This is a genomic window from Sphingobacterium detergens, assembly GCF_003610355.1.
GTDB classification, from domain to species: domain Bacteria; phylum Bacteroidota; class Bacteroidia; order Sphingobacteriales; family Sphingobacteriaceae; genus Sphingobacterium; species Sphingobacterium detergens.
The window spans coordinates 112,177-131,781 of sequence record NZ_RAPY01000002.1; the positions used below are offsets into that span (position 1 = coordinate 112,177).

The 19,605-nt window shown below is 38.6% G+C and carries 17 protein-coding genes; 10 read left to right on the top strand and 7 right to left on the bottom strand.

The genetic code is table 11. The annotated features are described in order from the left end of the window. The first annotated feature begins 69 nt into the window (after positions 1-69). The 7 genes from DFQ12_RS12515 (at position 70) to DFQ12_RS12545 (ending at position 8,135) form a co-directional block, all read left to right on the top strand. Complete coding sequence (locus tag DFQ12_RS12515) at positions 70-1,236, top strand: putative sugar nucleotidyl transferase (RefSeq protein ID WP_167457267.1); 1,167 nt, start codon at positions 70-72, stop codon at positions 1,234-1,236. Between the two features lie 12 nt (positions 1,237-1,248). Further along, on the top strand, positions 1,249-2,016 hold the full coding sequence (gene tpiA, locus DFQ12_RS12520) for a triose-phosphate isomerase (RefSeq protein WP_120259409.1): 768 nt from the start codon (positions 1,249-1,251) through the stop codon (positions 2,014-2,016). A 9-nt stretch (positions 2,017-2,025) separates the two neighbouring features. Further along, complete coding sequence (gene prmA, locus DFQ12_RS12525) at positions 2,026-2,865, top strand: 50S ribosomal protein L11 methyltransferase (RefSeq protein WP_120259410.1); 840 nt, start codon at positions 2,026-2,028, stop codon at positions 2,863-2,865. A 7-nt stretch (positions 2,866-2,872) separates the two neighbouring features. After that, the gene (locus tag DFQ12_RS12530) at positions 2,873-4,243 is read left to right on the top strand and encodes a Mur ligase family protein (protein ID WP_120259411.1); all 1,371 of its coding nucleotides are present in this window, start codon (positions 2,873-2,875) and stop codon (positions 4,241-4,243) included. Positions 4,244-4,309: 66 nt separating this feature from the next. Further along, positions 4,310-4,639 carry a helix-turn-helix domain-containing protein gene (locus tag DFQ12_RS12535; protein ID WP_120259412.1) on the top strand — a complete coding sequence of 110 codons (330 nt, stop codon included), beginning with the start codon at positions 4,310-4,312 and terminating at the stop codon, positions 4,637-4,639. A 135-nt stretch (positions 4,640-4,774) separates the two neighbouring features. After that, positions 4,775-6,550 (top strand): peptide MFS transporter, encoded by a 1,776-nt coding sequence (locus DFQ12_RS12540; protein ID WP_120259413.1) that lies wholly within the window; start codon positions 4,775-4,777, stop codon positions 6,548-6,550. 55 nt (positions 6,551-6,605) lie between these two features. Beyond that, on the top strand, positions 6,606-8,135 hold the full coding sequence (locus tag DFQ12_RS12545; RefSeq protein WP_120259414.1) for a peptide MFS transporter: 1,530 nt from the start codon (positions 6,606-6,608) through the stop codon (positions 8,133-8,135). Positions 8,136-8,846: 711 nt separating this feature from the next. On the opposite strand, the gene DFQ12_RS12550 is transcribed toward DFQ12_RS12545, so the two are convergent. After that, positions 8,847-9,842, bottom strand: coding sequence for an acyl-ACP desaturase (locus DFQ12_RS12550; protein WP_120259999.1), 996 nt, complete (start codon positions 9,840-9,842; stop codon positions 8,847-8,849). A 223-nt stretch (positions 9,843-10,065) separates the two neighbouring features. On the opposite strand from DFQ12_RS12550, the gene DFQ12_RS12555 reads away from it, so the two are divergent. Continuing rightward, positions 10,066-11,289 carry a cysteine desulfurase gene (locus DFQ12_RS12555; RefSeq protein WP_120259415.1) on the top strand — a complete coding sequence of 408 codons (1,224 nt, stop codon included), beginning with the start codon at positions 10,066-10,068 and terminating at the stop codon, positions 11,287-11,289. 11 nt (positions 11,290-11,300) lie between these two features. Then, a complete protein-coding gene (locus DFQ12_RS12560; protein WP_120259416.1) occupies positions 11,301-11,720 on the top strand; it encodes a SufE family protein in 420 nt (139 codons plus the stop codon). 167 nt (positions 11,721-11,887) lie between these two features. Here the strand turns inward: DFQ12_RS12560 and DFQ12_RS12565 are convergent, their stop codons facing one another. The 5 genes from DFQ12_RS12565 to DFQ12_RS12590 are packed head-to-tail and all read right to left on the bottom strand — an operon-like array spanning position 11,888 to position 15,370. Continuing rightward, on the bottom strand, positions 11,888-12,709 hold the full coding sequence (locus DFQ12_RS12565; RefSeq protein WP_120259417.1) for a VOC family protein: 822 nt from the start codon (positions 12,707-12,709) through the stop codon (positions 11,888-11,890). A gap of 28 nt (positions 12,710-12,737) precedes the next feature. Continuing rightward, positions 12,738-13,667, bottom strand: a complete 930-nt coding sequence (locus tag DFQ12_RS28295; RefSeq protein ID WP_208642546.1) for a DUF1801 domain-containing protein — start codon at positions 13,665-13,667, stop codon at positions 12,738-12,740. A gap of 10 nt (positions 13,668-13,677) precedes the next feature. Further along, positions 13,678-14,106: a DUF1801 domain-containing protein gene (locus tag DFQ12_RS12580; protein ID WP_120259418.1), complete on the bottom strand. Its 429-nt coding sequence runs from the start codon at positions 14,104-14,106 to the stop codon at positions 13,678-13,680. 12 nt (positions 14,107-14,118) lie between these two features. Continuing rightward, entirely contained in the window at positions 14,119-14,565 is a 447-nt protein-coding gene (locus tag DFQ12_RS12585; protein WP_077437466.1) for an SRPBCC domain-containing protein, read from the bottom strand. 49 nt (positions 14,566-14,614) lie between these two features. Further along, positions 14,615-15,370, bottom strand: a complete 756-nt coding sequence (locus DFQ12_RS12590; protein WP_120259419.1) for a CDGSH iron-sulfur domain-containing protein — start codon at positions 15,368-15,370, stop codon at positions 14,615-14,617. 217 nt (positions 15,371-15,587) lie between these two features. Between DFQ12_RS12590 and DFQ12_RS12595 the strand changes: the two genes are divergently transcribed. Next, positions 15,588-17,489: an alpha-L-fucosidase gene (locus DFQ12_RS12595; protein ID WP_244211736.1), complete on the top strand. Its 1,902-nt coding sequence runs from the start codon at positions 15,588-15,590 to the stop codon at positions 17,487-17,489. A gap of 255 nt (positions 17,490-17,744) precedes the next feature. Here DFQ12_RS12595 and DFQ12_RS12600 read toward each other — a convergent pair whose 3' ends face one another. Beyond that, positions 17,745-19,604: an HsdM family class I SAM-dependent methyltransferase gene (locus DFQ12_RS12600; RefSeq protein ID WP_120259420.1), complete on the bottom strand. Its 1,860-nt coding sequence runs from the start codon at positions 19,602-19,604 to the stop codon at positions 17,745-17,747. Between the last annotated feature and the right edge of the window lies 1 nt (position 19,605).

Below are 19,605 nucleotides of genomic sequence, written 5' to 3' on the forward strand. Positions count from 1 at the left end.
ATCTGTATATTACAATATTAAGAACTCGATAAATGCTATTTGTCGGGTTTTTTTTATTATTTTTATTTTGTGAAAATCTTTTTTGTAGATTGTTTTGATGCTATCCGACCGTTGGATAAGCTCACTTTCCCGCTGACTTCTTTTGATAAAAAGAGTTTATATCCTTTTACCTTTATTAAATCATGTCTTGACTTACGTGTCGGTATACTGACGCTAAGAGAGAAATGGAATAGGTTGGCCCAAATGTTCAATTTAGAGCTTGCTGAAGGTGATATTCTGGAAGATGGTATTCTATGTCTGTCCGAGAATATTATTCCATCTGAGGGCTTATTGCGGGCTATTGCTACAATGGAAGTGGGAGATGCCTTACAACAAAACGGAACAGTCTTCGCCTGGCGATATCATCAAGAAGGTGTCTTTAAACTAAAAGGTGCTGATGATACCATATCTTTGTTGAATGGGGTAGAGGATCTGTTTTTATTAACAGGCGCTGAAATTGTCAATGATTTCAATCTTTTAGCAAAAAAGACCGCTGCTGCGACTGTCTCTCCGACAAATCAGCTGCTGGGTACAGATTTTTACATTGCAGAACAGGTCACGATGGAGTGTGTGACACTCAACTCGACTACTGGGCCCATTTATATTGATGAAGGTGTTACAATTATGGAAGGGGCGCATCTTCGGGGACCTTTATACCTAGGGAAGGGCGCTGTCGTGAAAATGGGTGCAACAATCTATGGGAATGTATCTGTTGGTAAGCAGAGCGTTGTAGGTGGTGAAGTGGGTAATTCAGTTATTGGTGACTTCTCCGCAAAAGGTCATCACGGCTATTTGGGCTGTTCGGTCATTGGTGACTGGTGTAATCTCGGCGCAGGAACATCCAATTCAAATCTAAAAAACAATCTAAAAACGGTTACGATTTATGATTATAAACTGGAAGACTTTAGAGATACAGGTTTATTGAAGTGTGGTGTCTTTATAGGTGACTATACACGAGCGGGGATCAACTCATCTTTCAATACCGGAACCGTAATTGGAATTGCAAGTATGCTAGCAGATACAAGTTTTTATGCTAAATTTGTACCGTCGTTTGCCTGGGTGTTCAATGGGGATACACAGATCTATAACTTTGATAAGTTTATGGCGTATCTGGAAGCACTATATATATCGAAAAATGAGGAACTACCGGAACGGCTCATAAGGGAATTGAATCAACTTAACAAAAAATATAATTAAATCGTAAAAATCATGCGTAAGAAAATCGTAGCTGGTAATTGGAAAATGAATTTAGACTATCAATCAGGATTAAGTTTATTCTCTGAAATTATCAATATGGCCAAAGATGAGGTAATTGGAAATCAGGAACTGGTTGTTTGTAGCCCTTTCATCCACTTGTCAAGTCTTGGGCAATTATCTAAGAATGTTGCTAATGTGAATATTGGTGCACAAAATATTCATCAGGCGGAGTCTGGAGCATACACAGGTGAGATTTCAGCAGGTCAGGTAAAATCGGTGGGTGCTTCACATGTGATCTTAGGTCACTCTGAAAGACGTGCTTATTTTGGTGAAACAGATGCGTTGTTGGCTGCTAAAGTAGATATCGCGCTGAAACATGGCCTGACGCCTATATTTTGTATCGGCGAAACAAAAGAAGAACGTGAATCGGGTGATTTCTTTGAAATAATTAAAACACAATTGACAGCTGGATTGTTCCATTTGTCCAATGAAGATTTTGCTGCAGTCGTATTGGCTTATGAGCCAGTTTGGGCGATTGGGACAGGACTTACGGCTAGCCCAGAGCAAGCGCAGGAAGTTCATCAGTTTATTCGTCAGGTTGTCGCAGAAAAATACGGCCAAGAAGCAGCGGATAACACAAGTATCCTGTATGGTGGATCTTGTAATCCGGGCAATGCGAAGGATCTATTTGCACAGGCAGATATTGACGGTGGTTTGATTGGAGGAGCTTCATTGAAATCGAGAGATTTTATTGATATTGCCAAAGTGTTTAACGGCTAATTTTTAGAAATGAAATACATAGAGGTTATCTTTCAAATGCTATCGGGTGAGGAATGGCAAAAAGATCTATTGGTATCTGATTTGGCAGACATCGGCTTTGATACTTTTGAAGATACCGAATCAGGATTTGCAGCTTATATTCCAGCTGCAAATCTTGATTTGCAAGCATTAGAAACATTAATGCTAAATCTTGATGAGGGATTTGAAGTAGACTATAAGGTTCAGGAAATTGAAAACCAGAATTGGAACAAACTCTGGGAGAGTAATTTTAACCCTATTGAAGTCGGTGGACAGTGTTATGTACGTGCTACGTTTCATGACGCAAAACCTGATTTCCCTTATGAAATAGTCATTGATCCTAAAATGTCCTTCGGGACAGGACACCATCAGACCACATCGATGATGCTCCAATATATTTTGGAGAATGATTTTGAGGGTAAGCAGGTGTTGGATATGGGCTGTGGTACGGGTATTCTAGCAATCTTGGCATCCAAAAAAGGTGCTAATGCTGTCTTGGCAGTAGATTATGATGAAATCTGTGTGGACAGTGTGATCGAAAATAGACTACTTAATACCGTAGACAATATCGAGGCTATTTGTGGTTCCTTCGAAGTTTTAGAAGGTCGAATTTTCGATACTATCTTAGCAAATATCAATCGAAATATTCTATTGGAACAATTACCACAATATGCTTTAAGTATCAATAAAAATGGAGAGTTGTACTTAAGCGGATTTTATGAACAGGAAGATTTGGCGATGTTACGTGATACTGCTGAGTCTTTAGGTTTTGAATTTATCTCCAAAAAAGTTTTAAATAATTGGTGTGCAGCCAAGTTTGTGAAACGGTAATAGAGCGATGCGTATTCATTTTATAGCGATAGGTGGTAGTGTGATGCATAACCTTGCCATTTCTTTGGCAAAGCAAGGGCACCAAATTACTGGATCTGATGATCAGATTGTGGAACCTTCCCGTTCCCATCTCATCGAAGCTGGATTATTGCCAGATCAATTGGGATGGTTTGCCGACAAGGTGACCGAAGATATTGATGCCGTTATTTTGGGAGCACATGCGCAAGCAGATAATCCCGAATTGAAAAAGGCGCAGGAATTAGGCCTGAAGATCTATTCTTTTCCCGAGTTTATACAAGAACTCTCACAGGATAAAATCCGTGTGGTTATTGCAGGGAGCTACGGGAAAACAACGATTACGAGCATGATTATGCACGTTATGCGCTCCTTAGGAAAAGAATTTGATTATTTGGTTGGGGCGCAATTAAGAGGCTTTGATAAACTTGTGGATATTACCAAACATAATAAGATTATTATTATCGAGGGAGATGAATATGTTTCGTCCAAAATTGATTCCAAGTCGAAATTTTTATATTATAAGCCTAATATCGCACTAATCTCGGGTATCGTATGGAATGAATTTAATTCCAAAATATCTCAAGAGGAATATATTAAACAATTTGAAGATTTTATTGATTCCATACCCCCTAAAGGAACACTGATCTATAATAAAGAAGATGCCGTTCTTCAAAAAGTTTTGCAAGATACCAAAGACTGTAAAATTAACCGGCATGGCTATAAGATCCCCGATTACACAATTAATAAGGGGGTTACCTATCTAAATACCGCAGACGGAGAAGTTCCTTTACAAGTATTCGGGAAACATAATCTGTCTAATATCGCTGGTGCTTATACAGTCTGTGAATGGTTGGGCATTAAAAAGAAAGAGTTCTTTGATGCAATAAAGAGTTTTAATACATCTATCCGTTATTTGGAGTTTGTGGCGAGCTCAGAAGGATCTGTAGTCTATCAAGATTATGCCTGCAATGCGGATAAAGTGCGGTCGAGTATTCACGCGGTAAAAGAACAATTTCCTAATCAGAAATTGGTCACAATTATTGAATTAAACTCGTATGATAGTTTAGATTCGTCCTTTTTGTTACAATATGCGAACTCAATGGAAGAGTCGGATCTCTCTGTGGTTTACGTGAATATCCACTCCTGTAAGGAACTTAATAAGGATATTGAAAGTGTTCCTGAGAATATCAAAAGGAGTTTTAATAATCCTGATTTAGAGGTTGTTGTGAGCTTAGATGGCCTGTATTCCTTTTTGGATGGAGTTAAATCTAAGGGTTACAATTTACTACTTATGAGTTTAAATAATTATAATGGGGTTAATCTCTCGGTGCTCGCTGATCGGTTTTTTAGAGATTTTTAGAGAAAAAAATATAATTTAATGTAAATTATATTTTTATTTGCTATTTTTGTTTAAAATATCTACCAGATGAATGCATTAGGAAAAAAAATTAGACTACTTAGACACCAGAAGGGATGGAGTCAAGAGGATGTTGCAAAGCGATTGGATATCTCAATCCCAGCATTTTCAAAAATTGAAACAGGTATTACAGATGTAAATCTGTCTCGCCTTAATCAAATCTCAAAATTATTCAATTTGACAGTTGTTCAACTACTATCTACTTCTGATTCAGAAGAGGATAAAGAGTATGTCAATGAGGTCAATGCGTTAACGCAAAAGTTGCAACTACGTGATGGCGAAGTTATCGAACTTCAGAAAAAGGTCATTGATCTTTACGAACAATTGCACAAAAGATAGGGCATATTAAAAATGTTACTGAAAAGGCAATCCAAATGGGTTGCCTTTTTTTGTTTATGCAACTTTATTTTGGCCAAAAGTGATTTTGTTTTTGTTTCTTTGTAAGTATTTTATAAAAATAAAGGTTGATTACTTATGGGGAGACTAAACGGGGATATAACTACTAGCCCGTCGAACGATTTTTTTAAATCGAATGTACTAGGACAGCGCTCAGGGCTGTTCGTACTTTTCTTTACAGAGATGTGGGAACGGTTTTCATTCTATGGAATGCGTGTCCTATTGATGCAATTTTTAACTGCTGCAGTTATTCAAGGTAGCCCATTCTCTGGCTGGGCCTGGACCGCACAACAAGCAGGTGCTTTGTACGGAACATACGCGATGATGCTCTATCTGACACCAATACTCGGTGGGATCATTGCCGACAAATACATCGGATCCAGAAAAGCTGTTATTATTGGCTCAGCTATCATGACATTGGGGCATGCCGCAATGGCTTTTGATACTGCGATCATGTTTTTTCTGGGATTGATCTGTTTGGTTATCGGAACAGGTTTTTTCAAACCGAACATGCCTTCGATCCTTGGCGAAATGTATAAAGATCTTCCTGAAAAGAAGGATGGAGCGTATACGATATTCTATATGGGTGTCAATGCAGGCGCTTTCTTTGGGATGATGCTCTGTGGTTACATCGCTGAAACATATGGATGGCATTGGGGATTTGGATTGGCTGGTATTTTTATGCTCCTAGGTACCCTTCAGTTTGTGTTTGCAAAACCGCTCATGGGCAATCTTGGGATTTTGGACAAATCTGCGGCCGGAGAAAAGAAAGAAGTTATTGTCAATGATACGGATACTAAAAATCCGTTTACAATAAAGGATTTTGTGCTTATCGGTATTGTAGCTATCATAGGATTTGTATATGCCTTCAATGATCCATTGTCGAAAAATGGTATTATTGATGTTTTTGCCGGGCTGGATACTTCTTTTTTAAGAGGTCAGTATATCATGGTCATTATTGCATTGATCTTGTTTATTTATTTGATCGTTTCCCGGATTTTGCGTTATGACAAGACTGTACGGGATAGAATGTTTGCCGTGGTGCTTTTGGCGTTTTTCCTCATCTTCTTTTTCATGAGCTTTGAACAGGGGGCAACCTCATTGGTCATTGTCGCAAGGGATAATATCGACAGAGCACTTACAGGTGCCGCATTGACGACATTTAATGTAGTCAATGGTTTATTAACGATCGTACCACTAGCAATTATCAGCTGGGTTTTAATAAAACTTGCAAAGGTAACCTGGGATAAGATTGCCATCTCCAATATCGTATTATTTGTCTGCTTTGGACTGATCTGGGGTGCCGCAATCTGGATGCTTTATCAGGAGTTTAATAAAGAAGCTTCGGAAATCAAAGTATCCTGGTTTTCTATTCTCAACTCATTTTTTATCATTGCACTAGCTTCCACGGTATCTAAGATATGGGAATCGAAATACAATCCTTCAGCTGCCTTTAAATATGGATTTGGTCTGATACTGGTTGCCATTGGATTCCTGATTATCGGACTAGGTTCATGGGGCATAGCACCGGGAATGAAAATTTCTATGGTATTTCTCGTCTTGACTTACCTATTTCATACATTGGGAGAATTGTTTATTTCTCCGGTGGGCTTATCTTATGTTTCTAAATTGGTTCCAGCACGGATGTTGGCTTTTATGTTCGGCATCTGGTATCTAGCAATTGCTATTGCACAAAAGGTTGCAGCAGTATTGGGCGGACAGGTCGAGACAATTCAACAGGAATATTCGTTGAGTCACTTTTTCTTTTTATTTACGGCTATTCCAGCTTTGGCCGGATTGCTTGTCATGCTGTTCAATCCTTTGATCAAAAGATTGATGCACGGAGTTAAATAATAACTATATAAGCTTCTTTTACGAAAGAAGCTTTTTTGATTAATATAAATACAGTATGGAGGTTAGTACACGGGAATCGCTAGAGGAGATTCAAAATTTTAAGGGAAAGTACCCAAGGCAGATCTGGAGCCTGTTTTTCTCGGAAATGTGGGAAAGATTTTGTTTTTATGGCATGCGGGGCATGTTGGTGTTCTTTATGATCACACAACTGAACTTTGCGGAGAAAGAAGCTAATTTGCAGTATGGAGCTACCCAGGCATTTGTCTATGCTTTTACATTTATCGGTGGTCTTTTTGCTGATAAGATTTTAGGTTTTAGAAAATCATTGTTTTGGGGAGGTATATTAATGATTGTAGGGAGTCTTTTCCTAGCCGCAGATCCACATCAATATTTCTTTTTTGGTCTCTCATTCATTATTATTGGTACCGGCTTTTTTAAACCGAATATCTCTACGATGGTAGGAGAGCTCTATCGTGATGGCGATAGCCGTCGTGATGGTGGTTTCTCGTTGTTCTATGCAGGGATCAATCTAGGTGCATTTTTAGGTGGCTATGTTTGTGTCGCCATTGGTAAAGGATATATGTTAAGCTCGGTTATCTCCGAACCTCACCGTTGGAATGTTGCCTTTGGTCTAGCTGCAATAGGGATGCTGGCAAGTTTGATTAATTTTCACTTTACCAAAAGGCACCTTGGACCTATCGGGCTTAAACCCGGACACCCAGATGCTATCGTAAAGACGAAAGCCTTGCCAAAATGGGTTGAATATGCTGTATATGCGCTGACTTTGATCTTTATACCTGTTATTCAGATCATGGTGTCGAAAACCCAATATACCGATTATTTTATGTATACCATTGGCCCATTGACACTTTTATACCTGTTTTATGAAATGTCGCAAGTAACCAAGGAGGAACGCAAGAAATTAATTGCTGCACTGGTATTTATTTTGTTTTCCATTATCTTTTGGGGGATATATGAACAGAGTGGTGGTTCATTGAGCATCTTTGCTGCCAAGCATCTGAATGACTCTTTACTTGGGGCAGTGACACTTGATCCAAATGGTGTCAATAATTCTGGCGGTGCGTTATTCATTATCGCCTTAGCGCCGTTATTTGGTCTATTTTGGATATGGTTGGGAAAACGTAAACTTGAGCCGAATACGATTATCAAGTTTGGTCTGGGCTTTGTTTTCTTGGGTTTAGGTTACTATGTACTTTTTGCGACGCGTTTATTCGCTCATGAAGGCATGACCTCATTGGATATCTTTACACTTGCTTTATTGGTGATTACCGTCGGGGAGCTTTGTCTTTCGCCAATTGGACTCTCCATTATGACGAAACTGTCTCCAGCGAGGTTACAAGGTATTATGATGGGAATGTGGTTTTTGGCAAGTGCGTATGGACAATATGTGGCGGGCTTGATCGGTGCGAGTATGGCTGAAGCAAAAGAAGGAAGTTCCTTGGCGGATAACTTAGTGACGTACACCGAAAGTTATAAACAATTGGGCTTGTATTCTTTAATCGCTGGTGTGGTACTGATTGCATTGTCGCCTGTGGTTCGGAAATTAATGGGAAATGTAAAATAAGCCCCAATCAAATATTTGCAAAAAAAGATTGTATTAAAAATCTTTTTTTGCATTAGTACTTAGTCATAATTGACGGACTAGCTGTTTATAAAAAGGGGAGCAAATTCATAGCGAGTTTGCTCCCTTTTTTGCATTAGGTTAAGCGATATCAGGACTAGACAGGTGCAAACCTTTATGGTCAATGCGTCGCACCAACTTCCAGACATCGCCGTAGCTGTGTCGTACTGCGACCGTGGTGAATGCAACATGAGTCCGTGGTGAGTCCGTGTTAAACACAGAAATATGCTGTAAGCACCTAGGCTACACCATGCTCTTATCTGCTCTCAGTGACGAAGAAGGGATAAATATGTCCCGTAGTATAGTCGAAGGATAACCGAATAATCTAAAATACTCGGACTTCGTTTCGAAAAATGATCTATATGGTATGTATTTGATGTCATATATATGTTTTTTAAATTCAAATAGATCGAATTAATATATATGAAAACGTATTATTTTAAAAATAAACATCCTTTTGTATTTAATATATATACATTTTTGAATTGCTTGTGTATGGAGAGAAATGGCCTAAGGGGGAGTATGATTAATGTTTTACAATATTTACAATCATACATCCGGCAACAAAGTAAATAAAGAATATTTCGATGTTCATTATCTATAGGAAATAGGATAAACAAAAAAGCTTGACCAGAAATAGTCAAGCTTTTTTGTTTATCCGTAAATCCATTTGAATTTATAATCTTTTTCAGGAATCTTCATGCGGTCAGCTAATCTAGTCAAGCGATCCGGTAATTTTAAGAGGTAGTCTCTTGCTTTCTCACCTTTCTCATTTAGACCTGTAACTTGATCAATTTTCCACTCATTATTAAGTTCTTTCAAGATATCGACATAATCCAATGCAGTATACACACCTAGTCGCTGTGCAGCATCGGAAAAGTGTGCGAAAGCTTCGCCCTGAGGTTCGCCTGCTTCTCTTAAAAACTGTGCGGGCATGACAATCTTTTTGCGCATCATATCTTCAAATGCAATCATTACTTCGCTTGCATCTACTGTCATGGCCTTTGATATGAAAGACATATATGCTTTGGCATGGCGTGCTTCATCCGAAGCAATGACACCACACATCTTTGCCAGAAGCTTATCACCACCTTTTTTAGAAAGTCCCGACACCCGACGATGGGATACGTTGGTTGCAAGTTCCTGGAATGATGTATATATAAAGTTACGGTAAGGATCAGCACCAGTGCCGATATCGAAACCATCTTGAATCAAATATTGTGTAGACATCTCAAACTGACGCATATCTATTCTACCCGACAGATAGAGGTATTTGTTCAATAGATCGCCGTGACGGTTTTCTTCTGCAGTCCATGCACGAACCCATTTCATCCATCCACCTTGTTCGTTTTTATCCACATCTTCAACCATTGTCAGCCAAGATTCGTAAGTTGGAAGGGCCTCTTCGGTAATCGTATCACCAACTAATACCGCAACTAGGTCATAGGATAGTTCTTTGGCGCTTTCCTGTAAATCTCTTATTTCCTCAAAAAAAGTATCCCTTGAAGCGTCCGGAAGGAAATCAGCAGGTTGCCACATTTCTTCTACAGGCTTCAGGTATTCGCTCATTTCATTCAACATGAAAGGCTCCAAGTAGGCCATCACTTCTTTACGTGAGCCTTCTGGTAAATTTAGAGGTAATTCTTGCATATCAATACAAAGGTAAATAAATAGCATCAATAAATTATAAAAGCAAGATATAATTGTAAAAAATGGCAAATGACCTACAAAAAGTGGTTCTTTAATAGTATTGAGCCACTTTTTATTTTGGTCGGTCAGGTAACTTGGAAGATTGATAATGACATAAAAAACAGATTGTCGGCCCTGTATTCGATAAAATACTATTAACTTTGTATAAATTATTTAGACGACTTTGGAAAAATATAATATAGATAAAATACGTGCAGATTTTCCTATTCTAAAAAGAGAGGTAAATGGCAAGCCTTTGGTTTATCTGGACAATGGTGCGACAACGCAAAAGCCTAATGCGGTAATCAATTCCATTGCACATTATTATACAGATATGAATAGTAATGTACATCGTGGAGTTCACTACCTCAGCCAGATATCGACAGATGCTTTTGAGGTGACTCGTAAAAAACTTCAATCTTTTATCAATGCGCCTGAAGACAAGCAAGTGATTATTACCAAGGGGACGACCGATAGTATCAATTTGGTTGCGACTTGCTATGGCAGAGCATTTATCCACGCGGGAGATGAAATTATTATTTCTGCAATGGAGCACCACTCCAATATTGTTCCCTGGCAGATGCTTTGTGATGAAAAAGGCTGTAAGATCCGTGTTATTCCGATGAATGATAAGGGGGAGCTCGATATGGACGCCTATCAAAACCTCATTAACGAAAGAACGAAGCTGGTTGCTGTAACTTATGTCTCCAATGCACTAGGTACGATCAATCCGGTAAAAGAGATTATCTCGATTGCGCATAAGCATGGGGCTGTCGTATTGATAGATGCGGCGCAGGCTGTCCAACATATCCAGGTTGATGTGCAAGATCTTGATGTTGACTTTTTAGTTTTCTCAGGCCATAAAATGTATGGACCAACTGGTGTCGGTGTGTTGTATGGCAAGGAAGATCTGTTAAACGCAATGCCTCCTTATCAAGGCGGTGGCGATATGATCAAAGAAGTGACTTTTGAAAAGACAACCTATAATGAATTGCCTTTTAAATTTGAAGCGGGGACTCCGAATATTGAAGCGGGGATCTGTTTGAATGAGGCAATAGACTATATCAATTCGATTGGCTTAAAAAATATTGAGGCTTACGAACACGAGTTGCTGGAGTATGCATTGGAAAAATTGTCGCAGATCCCAGGGATGAAATTTATAGGTACTGCAGATCAAAAATGTTCTGTTATTTCATTTATCATTGAAGGTACACATCCTTATGATGTAGGAGTAATTTTGGATAAATTGGGTATTGCTGTGCGAACTGGACACCACTGTGCTCAGCCTGTAATGGATCGCTTTGGTATCCCTGGAACGATCCGGGCTTCGTTGGCACTTTATAACACAAAAGAAGAAATAGATATCTTGGTGGCGGGTATTCAACGCGCGGTCAATATGTTAGTGTAATAAAAACGATTATGACAATTAATGAAATACAAAACGAATTAGTTGAAGATTTTGCTTTCTTTACAGATTGGATGGAAAAATATGAGTATATCATCCAATTGGGCAAGGAAGTTCCTTTAATTGATGAGCAATACAAGACAGAAGAATATATTATCAAGGGCTGTCAGTCTAAGGTATGGTTGTATCCGGAAGTGAAAGATGGAAAGGTGTTTTTTACAGCAGATAGCGACGCGATTATCACTAAAGGTTTGGTCAGTCTGATGGTCAAAGTGCTGTCGGGACATACTGCAAAAGAGATTGTCGATGCAGACCTGTATTTCGTTGATGAAATCGGTTTAAAAGAACACTTGTCGCCAACACGGGCCAATGGTTTATTGTCGATGATCAAACAGATGAAATTATATGCAGTGGCGTTGCAGGTAAACGCATAACCAGAACTGTTCAAAAATTAAAAGCGAACTCTCCTGAAATTGAATTTCTAAAAGGAGATTGTAGACGAATGATATTAATGAAAAACGGGAGTATCCAACCTTTTTGGATGCTCCCGTTTTTTATCTATCCCAATCTATACCGTGGAATGCTGTTGTCTTCAATAAAATTATCCGATCAAGTCTTTGATAATGATTTTTTTCATTTTCATTAAGGCTTCTCCAGCTCCTGGATTTTGAAGATATGTGGCAATTTGCGTTGGCACAATTTGCCAACTCACGCCGAATTCATCTTTACACCATCCACACATGCTCTCTTGTCCCTGCTGTGTAATACGATTCCAGTAATAGTCAATTTCAGCTTGATCCTGGCAGAGGATGGTGAGGGAAATACCTTCACTAAACGTAAAGTCTTGAGCGACTCCGCTATCCATGGCCATTAAGGTAAATCCATTGACAAGAAATTGAGTGTGCTGGATTTCCCCTTTATAATCGCCTTCCGGATAACGTAAAATACCGTTGCTGTGAAAATCTTTGAATAGTTCTTCATAGAACTGAACTGCGGTTTCGCATTTACCTTGCTGAGGCCCGCAATACATTAGCGTAGGGACGATTGCTTGTTGGTTTGTGTCACTTACGTTGCCTTGGTATAACTGCCAGTTTACACCGTATTTGTCCGCTACCCAGCCATAATAAGCACTCCAGGGATAGCTGTTTAGTGGCATCAGTACGTTTCCGTCTACTGATAATGTCTTCCAGATGCGATCAATCTCTTCGGCTGATTCACAGATCACCATAAATGATATGGATGGATTTGGCTTAAACATCGGCCCTCCATTGATGCCGATAAATTTTACGCCATTAAGCAGTGCCTCGACAACGATCGGGGAGTTACTTTCGATATGACTGTTTGGAAAAGTCTGGCAGTATAAATCAAAAGCTTCCTTCGCATTCTGATCAAACCATAGGGACGGTATAATTGAATTTTCCATGAGCGTCGATTTTTAGTTTAAAATTCACTTATTTATATTTATCGTGTAATCCTTTATTTGCAGTAATCAGTGGTTTGATTTTATCCAGACGGGATAATTTGGTTTTTTCCTGTTTCGCTTCGTCGATATACTGAATATATTCTTTTTGTTTTCCTGGTGTGAGGGCCTTGAAGTGATCATGAAATACCTGATCTGAATGAAGTGCTTCCAAAAGAATTCCAGAAGGAGGTATTGCTTCGCTTTTGGTGGGTTTAATTTCTTTTCCCTCGTCAATTGTTCGAATAGATTCTTGGATATAAGCCTCGATTTTGGTGCTATCCATTTCGCTGACATGCTGAAAACGCCATTGTCGAAGTGCTTTGGTTTTACCTTCGGAGGCGCTGATCAAGACATTTTCCTTATCTTCTAAAAATACACCATTATAGAACCATAGGGAAAAGAAGTTTTTGAAACCACCCCATCCGATAACATTTTTCCCTTTGTGTGTATAGATGTCACTGCCCCATTTGAATTCTTTTTTCAGTGTGGTTTTTAGCATAATCTGTTGCATCAGTTCTTCAGCTTCTAGCCAATTTCCTCTGCTTTTATGCCAGTTAGGGCCTTGTTTATCCTTAAGTTTTTCGATATTAAAGGCGACAATATCACGAATGATTTTTTCTGGTAAGGGTTGGTCAATCGGAATCTGTATTGCTCCTTTTGATGTTTTAAAATCTTTAAGTTCTGCCGCGAAATGCGTGATGGCATCAGGTCCAGGGTATAGGCCGAGATGCTGTTTATTCATTGCAAAATGGATCAGATTGCCATTAAATCGGAAAGTAGGCATCTGATAAGAAATGGTTTCTGTGGCTTCAGCTGGGACTACTTCAGCAATCAGCTGCCGTACTTGATTGAGATAGGTCTTCTTGTCCCCTTCGAATTGGTCAATATACTCGTCAATTGTTGAAACGCTACTTGTCATAATCTTGTGTCTAATTCTTGATCCTGCTGTATTTGGTAGTTATAAATTGGATGGTCTCTTGCATTAATGTGGTCAGATGTTCCGTATTGATGTCACTCAGTTTTTTAATGTAAATGCAGGCTTTACCTATTTTATATTTGCCCAGTTGTTCCACTAGTGGTCGATGTTCTTCAAGTCCGGTATATACATAAAGTGAAATGGTAGCTTTGCGGGGGCTGAACCCGATTAAGGGTGCAGACCCTTCATGCCCGCTGGCATATTTATAGTAATACTGTCCAAAGCCAATGATGGATTCGCCAAACATCTTCGGTGCTTCGTTTGAGACAGATTGCATCAATTGTACCAATTGGATGCTGTCGTCCCGCTTTTGTATATCAGGTATATCCTGAATAAAATCATCGACGCTCTTTTCGATATAAGAGGTTTTATTTACCGCCATTTTTTATTTCTGTTAAAACATAAAATCAAAAGCACCCTTCCGAAGATTGATATTATATTCGAGGTAGGCCTTCATACAGGCTAGAAAATTTGCCCACCCTTCGGTCTGACGCATCATAATCAAAATGCCTTCCTCATCGTTGTTCATTTCATGTTCTGTAATTTTGACAACAGTGGACCCCTCGCCGAAGGAAGATAAGCTGATTTCAACCAGTTGATTTGCTAATCCGCCACTCCAATCAAAGGAAATATAGTCGTCTGGACGGATTGTTTTTCCGGTTACAGGAAAACTGTCGGGGAACTCAGGGAAATTCCATTCAACAGTTTTTCCGGTCTCCAGACGGCCTGTTGAGGATTTAATAAAATAGTGATTCATTTTGTTGGGATCAACGATGGCTTCAAAAACTTCATTGATGGGTTTTTGGATCTGAATACTTGCTTTTGCGGTTAACTTTTCCATGTTCTGAATTTTAAACAAATATTGTATAAATACCGATAACTTGTATCTGCTATTTTTGTGTGTACTTACTGAGTCCATCCTGAAATTCCATTGAGGCATGTGTGCCATCGCAAAATGGTTTGTTCGATGATTGCCCACAACGACAAAGGGTCTGGCGGTTTCGGACTTCATAGTACCTGCCGTTGCTGCTTTTTACAGGAATTCCGCCCCAAAGAGCGATAGGCCCACTACACTGATTCAATACGTCTTCAATGAGACCGACCTCGGCTACGGTATTTTCTTCGATGGGAGCATTTTCCTGGTTCCATACAAGCAGTCTGCCACTGGGACAGTAATGGGCCATATTTATGGCGCCTTCTAAAGAGTTTTCATCGCTATAGGATATCTCATTCCAAATTCTTCTCCCTTGGTCACAGAAACGTGCATATGCGCATAGTTTTTCATCGTCGCTGAGGGAAAATACAGGCCCTTCAATAATTTCCGCTGTTTGGAGCGAATCATGTAGTGTCGCCGTATCGGTCAAGTCGACACCAAAAGACCTAGCCTGCTCATGAGAGTTGTCACAAAAGGGCTTATCTTTAGACAGCCCACAGCGACATAAATAGGTGTCTTTTTCAAGTTTAAAAGATTCGCCGTTTTCATAGGATCTGGAGACGCCCTGTCGATCTGGAATAATATATTGCAAATGAAAGGGTACCTGCCCGTGTAAAATATACGGACCGTCTTTGGTAACTTCGATAAAGATTTCACTGGTATTGGCCGTAGATCCTATTTGAACATGCCAATAATCTGAGGGATTGCTCATGACTCCTTAAGTTTATAGTATAAAATAAACACTACAGATGCGGATAGGTTTTATTTTTTTCTGACTTTGGTTGTTACTCCTCTAAAATGAACAAAAATTGCACCTTATCTTTAGCTTTTTGAGTTATTTTTGAAGGTAATATAAATTTATCTGTTGAACTATTGTCTTTCTCAAAGCATTAGTTCAGCTATTGGAGACAATTATAATATCGAAATTTATGATAAAAATCAGGTATTGCCTTATTCTAATGCTTTCAACCGCTGTAACGATGGTGATGGGGCAGGTTCAGAATGTAAATAAGGGGAATGAAGCCGCAGATATGTTTAATGACCCGAGCACGAGGGATAGAAACGCAATATCCGCTGCCGAAGCAGGCTGGTGGAAAGAATCTGTAGTGGGACAGGAGCAGCGTATCAAAAAATGGAAAGAGGCCTCTTTTGGAATGTTTGTCCACTGGGGCATTTATTCACAATATGGTAATATCTGGAAGGGGAAGAAAGGAGGTGGATATGCTGAGCATCTTATGCGTGTCATGCAAATTCCCCGTCAGGAATACCTGGAATCGGCCACAAGATTTAATCCTGAAAAATTTAATGCAGAAGAATGGGTGATCTTAGCTAAAAATGCGGGTATGAAATACTTTATCATCACGGCTAAACATCATGATGGTTTTGCAATGTACCCGTCGCAGTATGCCAGCGCCTATTCTACCAAGAGCACTGCTTTCAAACGAGATCCAATGGCGGAACTTGCGAAGGCGTGCCATAAGCATGGCTTGTTGTTTGGATTTTACTATTCCCATGCGTTCGATTGGGAAGACCCCAATGCGCCGGGGAATGACTGGGATTATAGAAACCCGGGCGGAGATAAGCTTTTGGGTGGAGCAAACTGGTTTGACAACCATCCGGAGTGGTTGCCCAAAGCAAAACGTTATGTAGATGAAAAAGCAATTCCACAAATACAGGAACTGATCCATAAATATCAGCCCGATTTACTGTGGTTTGATACGCCACATAAGCTGCCTTTGTCGGAAAATTTAAGGATTCTGAAAGCAATCCGGGATGCTGATCCTAGGATTGTTGTTAACGGGCGATTAGCGCGTACAGAGGGTAGGAATTATGGCGATTATTTAAATACCGCTGATCGGCCAGAAGAGTTCTATCCTGTTTCTAATGGGGCTTATTGGGAGGCTATCCCAACGACCAATGATTCATATGGCTATTCGTCAACAGATATGACTCATAAACCAACCGCCCATTTTATCCAGTTGTTGGCGAAAGCTAAGGCTATGGGTGGGAATATTTTATTAAATATCGGTCCCAAAGGCGATGGTAGTTTCGATGAACCGGATGTGACTATTTTGGAAGGAATTGCTGCATGGATGGCGAAGAATAAGGAAAGTGTCATCGATGTGGAACCTTCTCCTTTACCTCGTCAACAATGGGGGGTGATCACAAAAAGAAAGAATATATTGTATCTGCATGTTTTTAATCGGCCAAAAGGAGAGCAATTGACTGTAGGAGGTCTTACAGCCGGTGTCAGATCCATCTCATTATTGTCTTCAAAGAAGAGCATCAAAGGGTATAATTCAGATGCTGTGGGGCTTCATATCCCATTGGATCAAATAGCTGCTGATGCAGCAGATGAAGTTATTGTTGTTCAGTTAAAACAGGATATAGCTGCGCCTGAATCCAATGATCTAATTTATGTGGATGCACAGGTCACTGAAAATCGTTTACTGTCTTTCTATGCGAAACAGTATGGGGATCCGATGAAATTTGGAGATGGCAAAAGAGACCGTTATTATGTATCCGGATGGAAAAATCGGAATCAATATCTCGGATGGAACATCAATGTGTTGGAACCAGCACGATTTAATGTTTCGGTACGCTATGTCAAGGATGTTGGAAATACTGGCGGGGATATGGTCTTAAAAATAGGCGGGAAAGCATTTGATTTTTCAATTGATCCGTCATCTCCAACAAGTGGACGAGGAAATTCGATTAGACTCGGACAAATAGACTTGCCATTAGGAAAGCAATCTGTGGAACTTCTTGCAAAAAATATTGTTGGGGGAGAGGCAGTGAAATTTTTGGAGGTCGTGCTGACGCATGATTAAAAACAGTTCATCAGGGCGGGGATCCTGCTTAAACAAAAAAAGCTAATCTTGCGATTAGCTTTTCTTTTGTGATCCCGCTGGGATCAATTTTATTATTAAAATACGCCTCAGTTGGCTTAAATTATCGTTTTTCGAAATGGGTAACCGAAACGGTAACCATATTCTTTGAACTCTTTTAGTTTGTTTTGAAGAACTAATTTGTGTTGAGCAAAGGTAACAAATGAGATTCTTTTAGCAAAATTATAAAGTTTTTTATTACGATTTAACCAAACCGTATAATTTATTTAAAAGCTTATTGGGATCGGAGGAATTTATTATTTTTATTTTGACGTCTTCAGTAACATCTAAAATCCCAAAATTTTTAATATAATTTTTACTCATTGATAGGAAACCGGATGAATAATTTTTTGTAGTCAGTAAAATATATTTATAAAATATGTCGGACTCCAAAATGACTTTCAAAAACTTTAGTTCCTGGAGGTCATCTGAAATAATTGCAATTCCATTATAAAATAACAAATCTAGATCATCAGAAATAATGAACCTTGGCTTAGTTGTTATATGCGGGAAAAATAATTTTAATGAATTAATATCCATCGATTGCCTTCTGCCGTAAGCATACCATTCTTCATAATTTTTTAGTCCTTTATCTCTAGTGGCAAGAATTTCCTTCTGCGTTAATAAATACAAATAGCAATTTGGAAATCTTGATTTTAACTTGTCTTCAGGAATTATCTGCAATTTACCATGATTGTCAACTTCATATGGAAAGATAATCTTCTCCAACATTTCTTGCAAATCATTTTCGTCTTTGATTTTATTTGCATTTATTATATCTCTACACACCTCTCTTTCGATTTTAAAAGAAATTTGATTTTTTAAGAAGATATAATGTTTTTTAGTCTCCCCGACAGGTGTAAATTTATAGGAATCATTTTTCAATGTTGCAATGCCATTTCGAGTTAAGAACTTGTCCTTAAGCTTTATGCCAGTATTTTCAATTTGTTTGATAAAAGAGTCTGTAACTATCGAATTTGTCAAGTTCCACCCACTAAAGTGATCTAAATCTTTATAATCAAAAACTTGCAATACTTCTTCTGTAATATTTTCTAAATTAGAAGATTCTGTTTGAAGGTATTTGATAGACCCAGGATTTTTGGAAATGAAACATAGGCAAGTGTAAGTATTTCGGCCTTTAAATATTTGCTCGCCTGCAAAATTTATAAAGTGAAATAGAGGTTTTTCAGATCCTAAGAATAATCGAAGCGCTCGACCATTAATACTTTTAATAAAAGTATTAACGGTAATGTAACCGAGAATTCCTTTACTTTTTAAAAAGTGATATCCAATTTGAAAGAATGGAATATATAAATCTGGATGCCCTGATTTAGCTACACTCCAATTAGACATTAAATCAAGGGATTCTTGTTCCATGTTACGCGATGCCACATACGGGGGATTACCCGAAATAAGATCAAATCCCCCATTTGCCCGAATAGGTTTGCTAGCTTTAAACCAATCGAATGAAAGAGCATTACCTGTATATAGATTAAAGTCAAAATTTTCGTCTTCACCACTCGATAATGCGAAAAGAGACAATAAGATTTTTGCTCTCTCAACACTATAGGCGGCAATATCAAGACCGTAGATATTTTCCTTAAAAATTTCCTTAAAACTGTGCTCCGTATTTAATCGTAGGTGATTTGTTATGGTTAATAAAAATCCTCCACAACCACATGAAATATCGCAACATTTAACCTTTCTAAGATCAGCCGAAACTAGCTCGAATTGTTTATTTACAATAAAATTTCTAATAAACTCTGGCGTGTAGATCGCTCCATTAACAATTTTTTCTGTCGGTGAGATTACAAACTCAAACAGTTCAATTAGATTTTCAAAGGAAAACTTAGTAATATAGTTATTGAGTACCTCTTCAAATTCTTTAAGTACTTTTAATTCAATAGTGTTGCCTTGGTTTATTTTGTTATAAAGTAATAACTCATTTTTTTCAAGTGATAAATTATTATAGTTTAGAAATGACGTAACTATTAAGCGATTTACTAAAACAGGATCTGTAGAATAGTTTTTTAGGAATTGAAATACTTGTTTATTCATT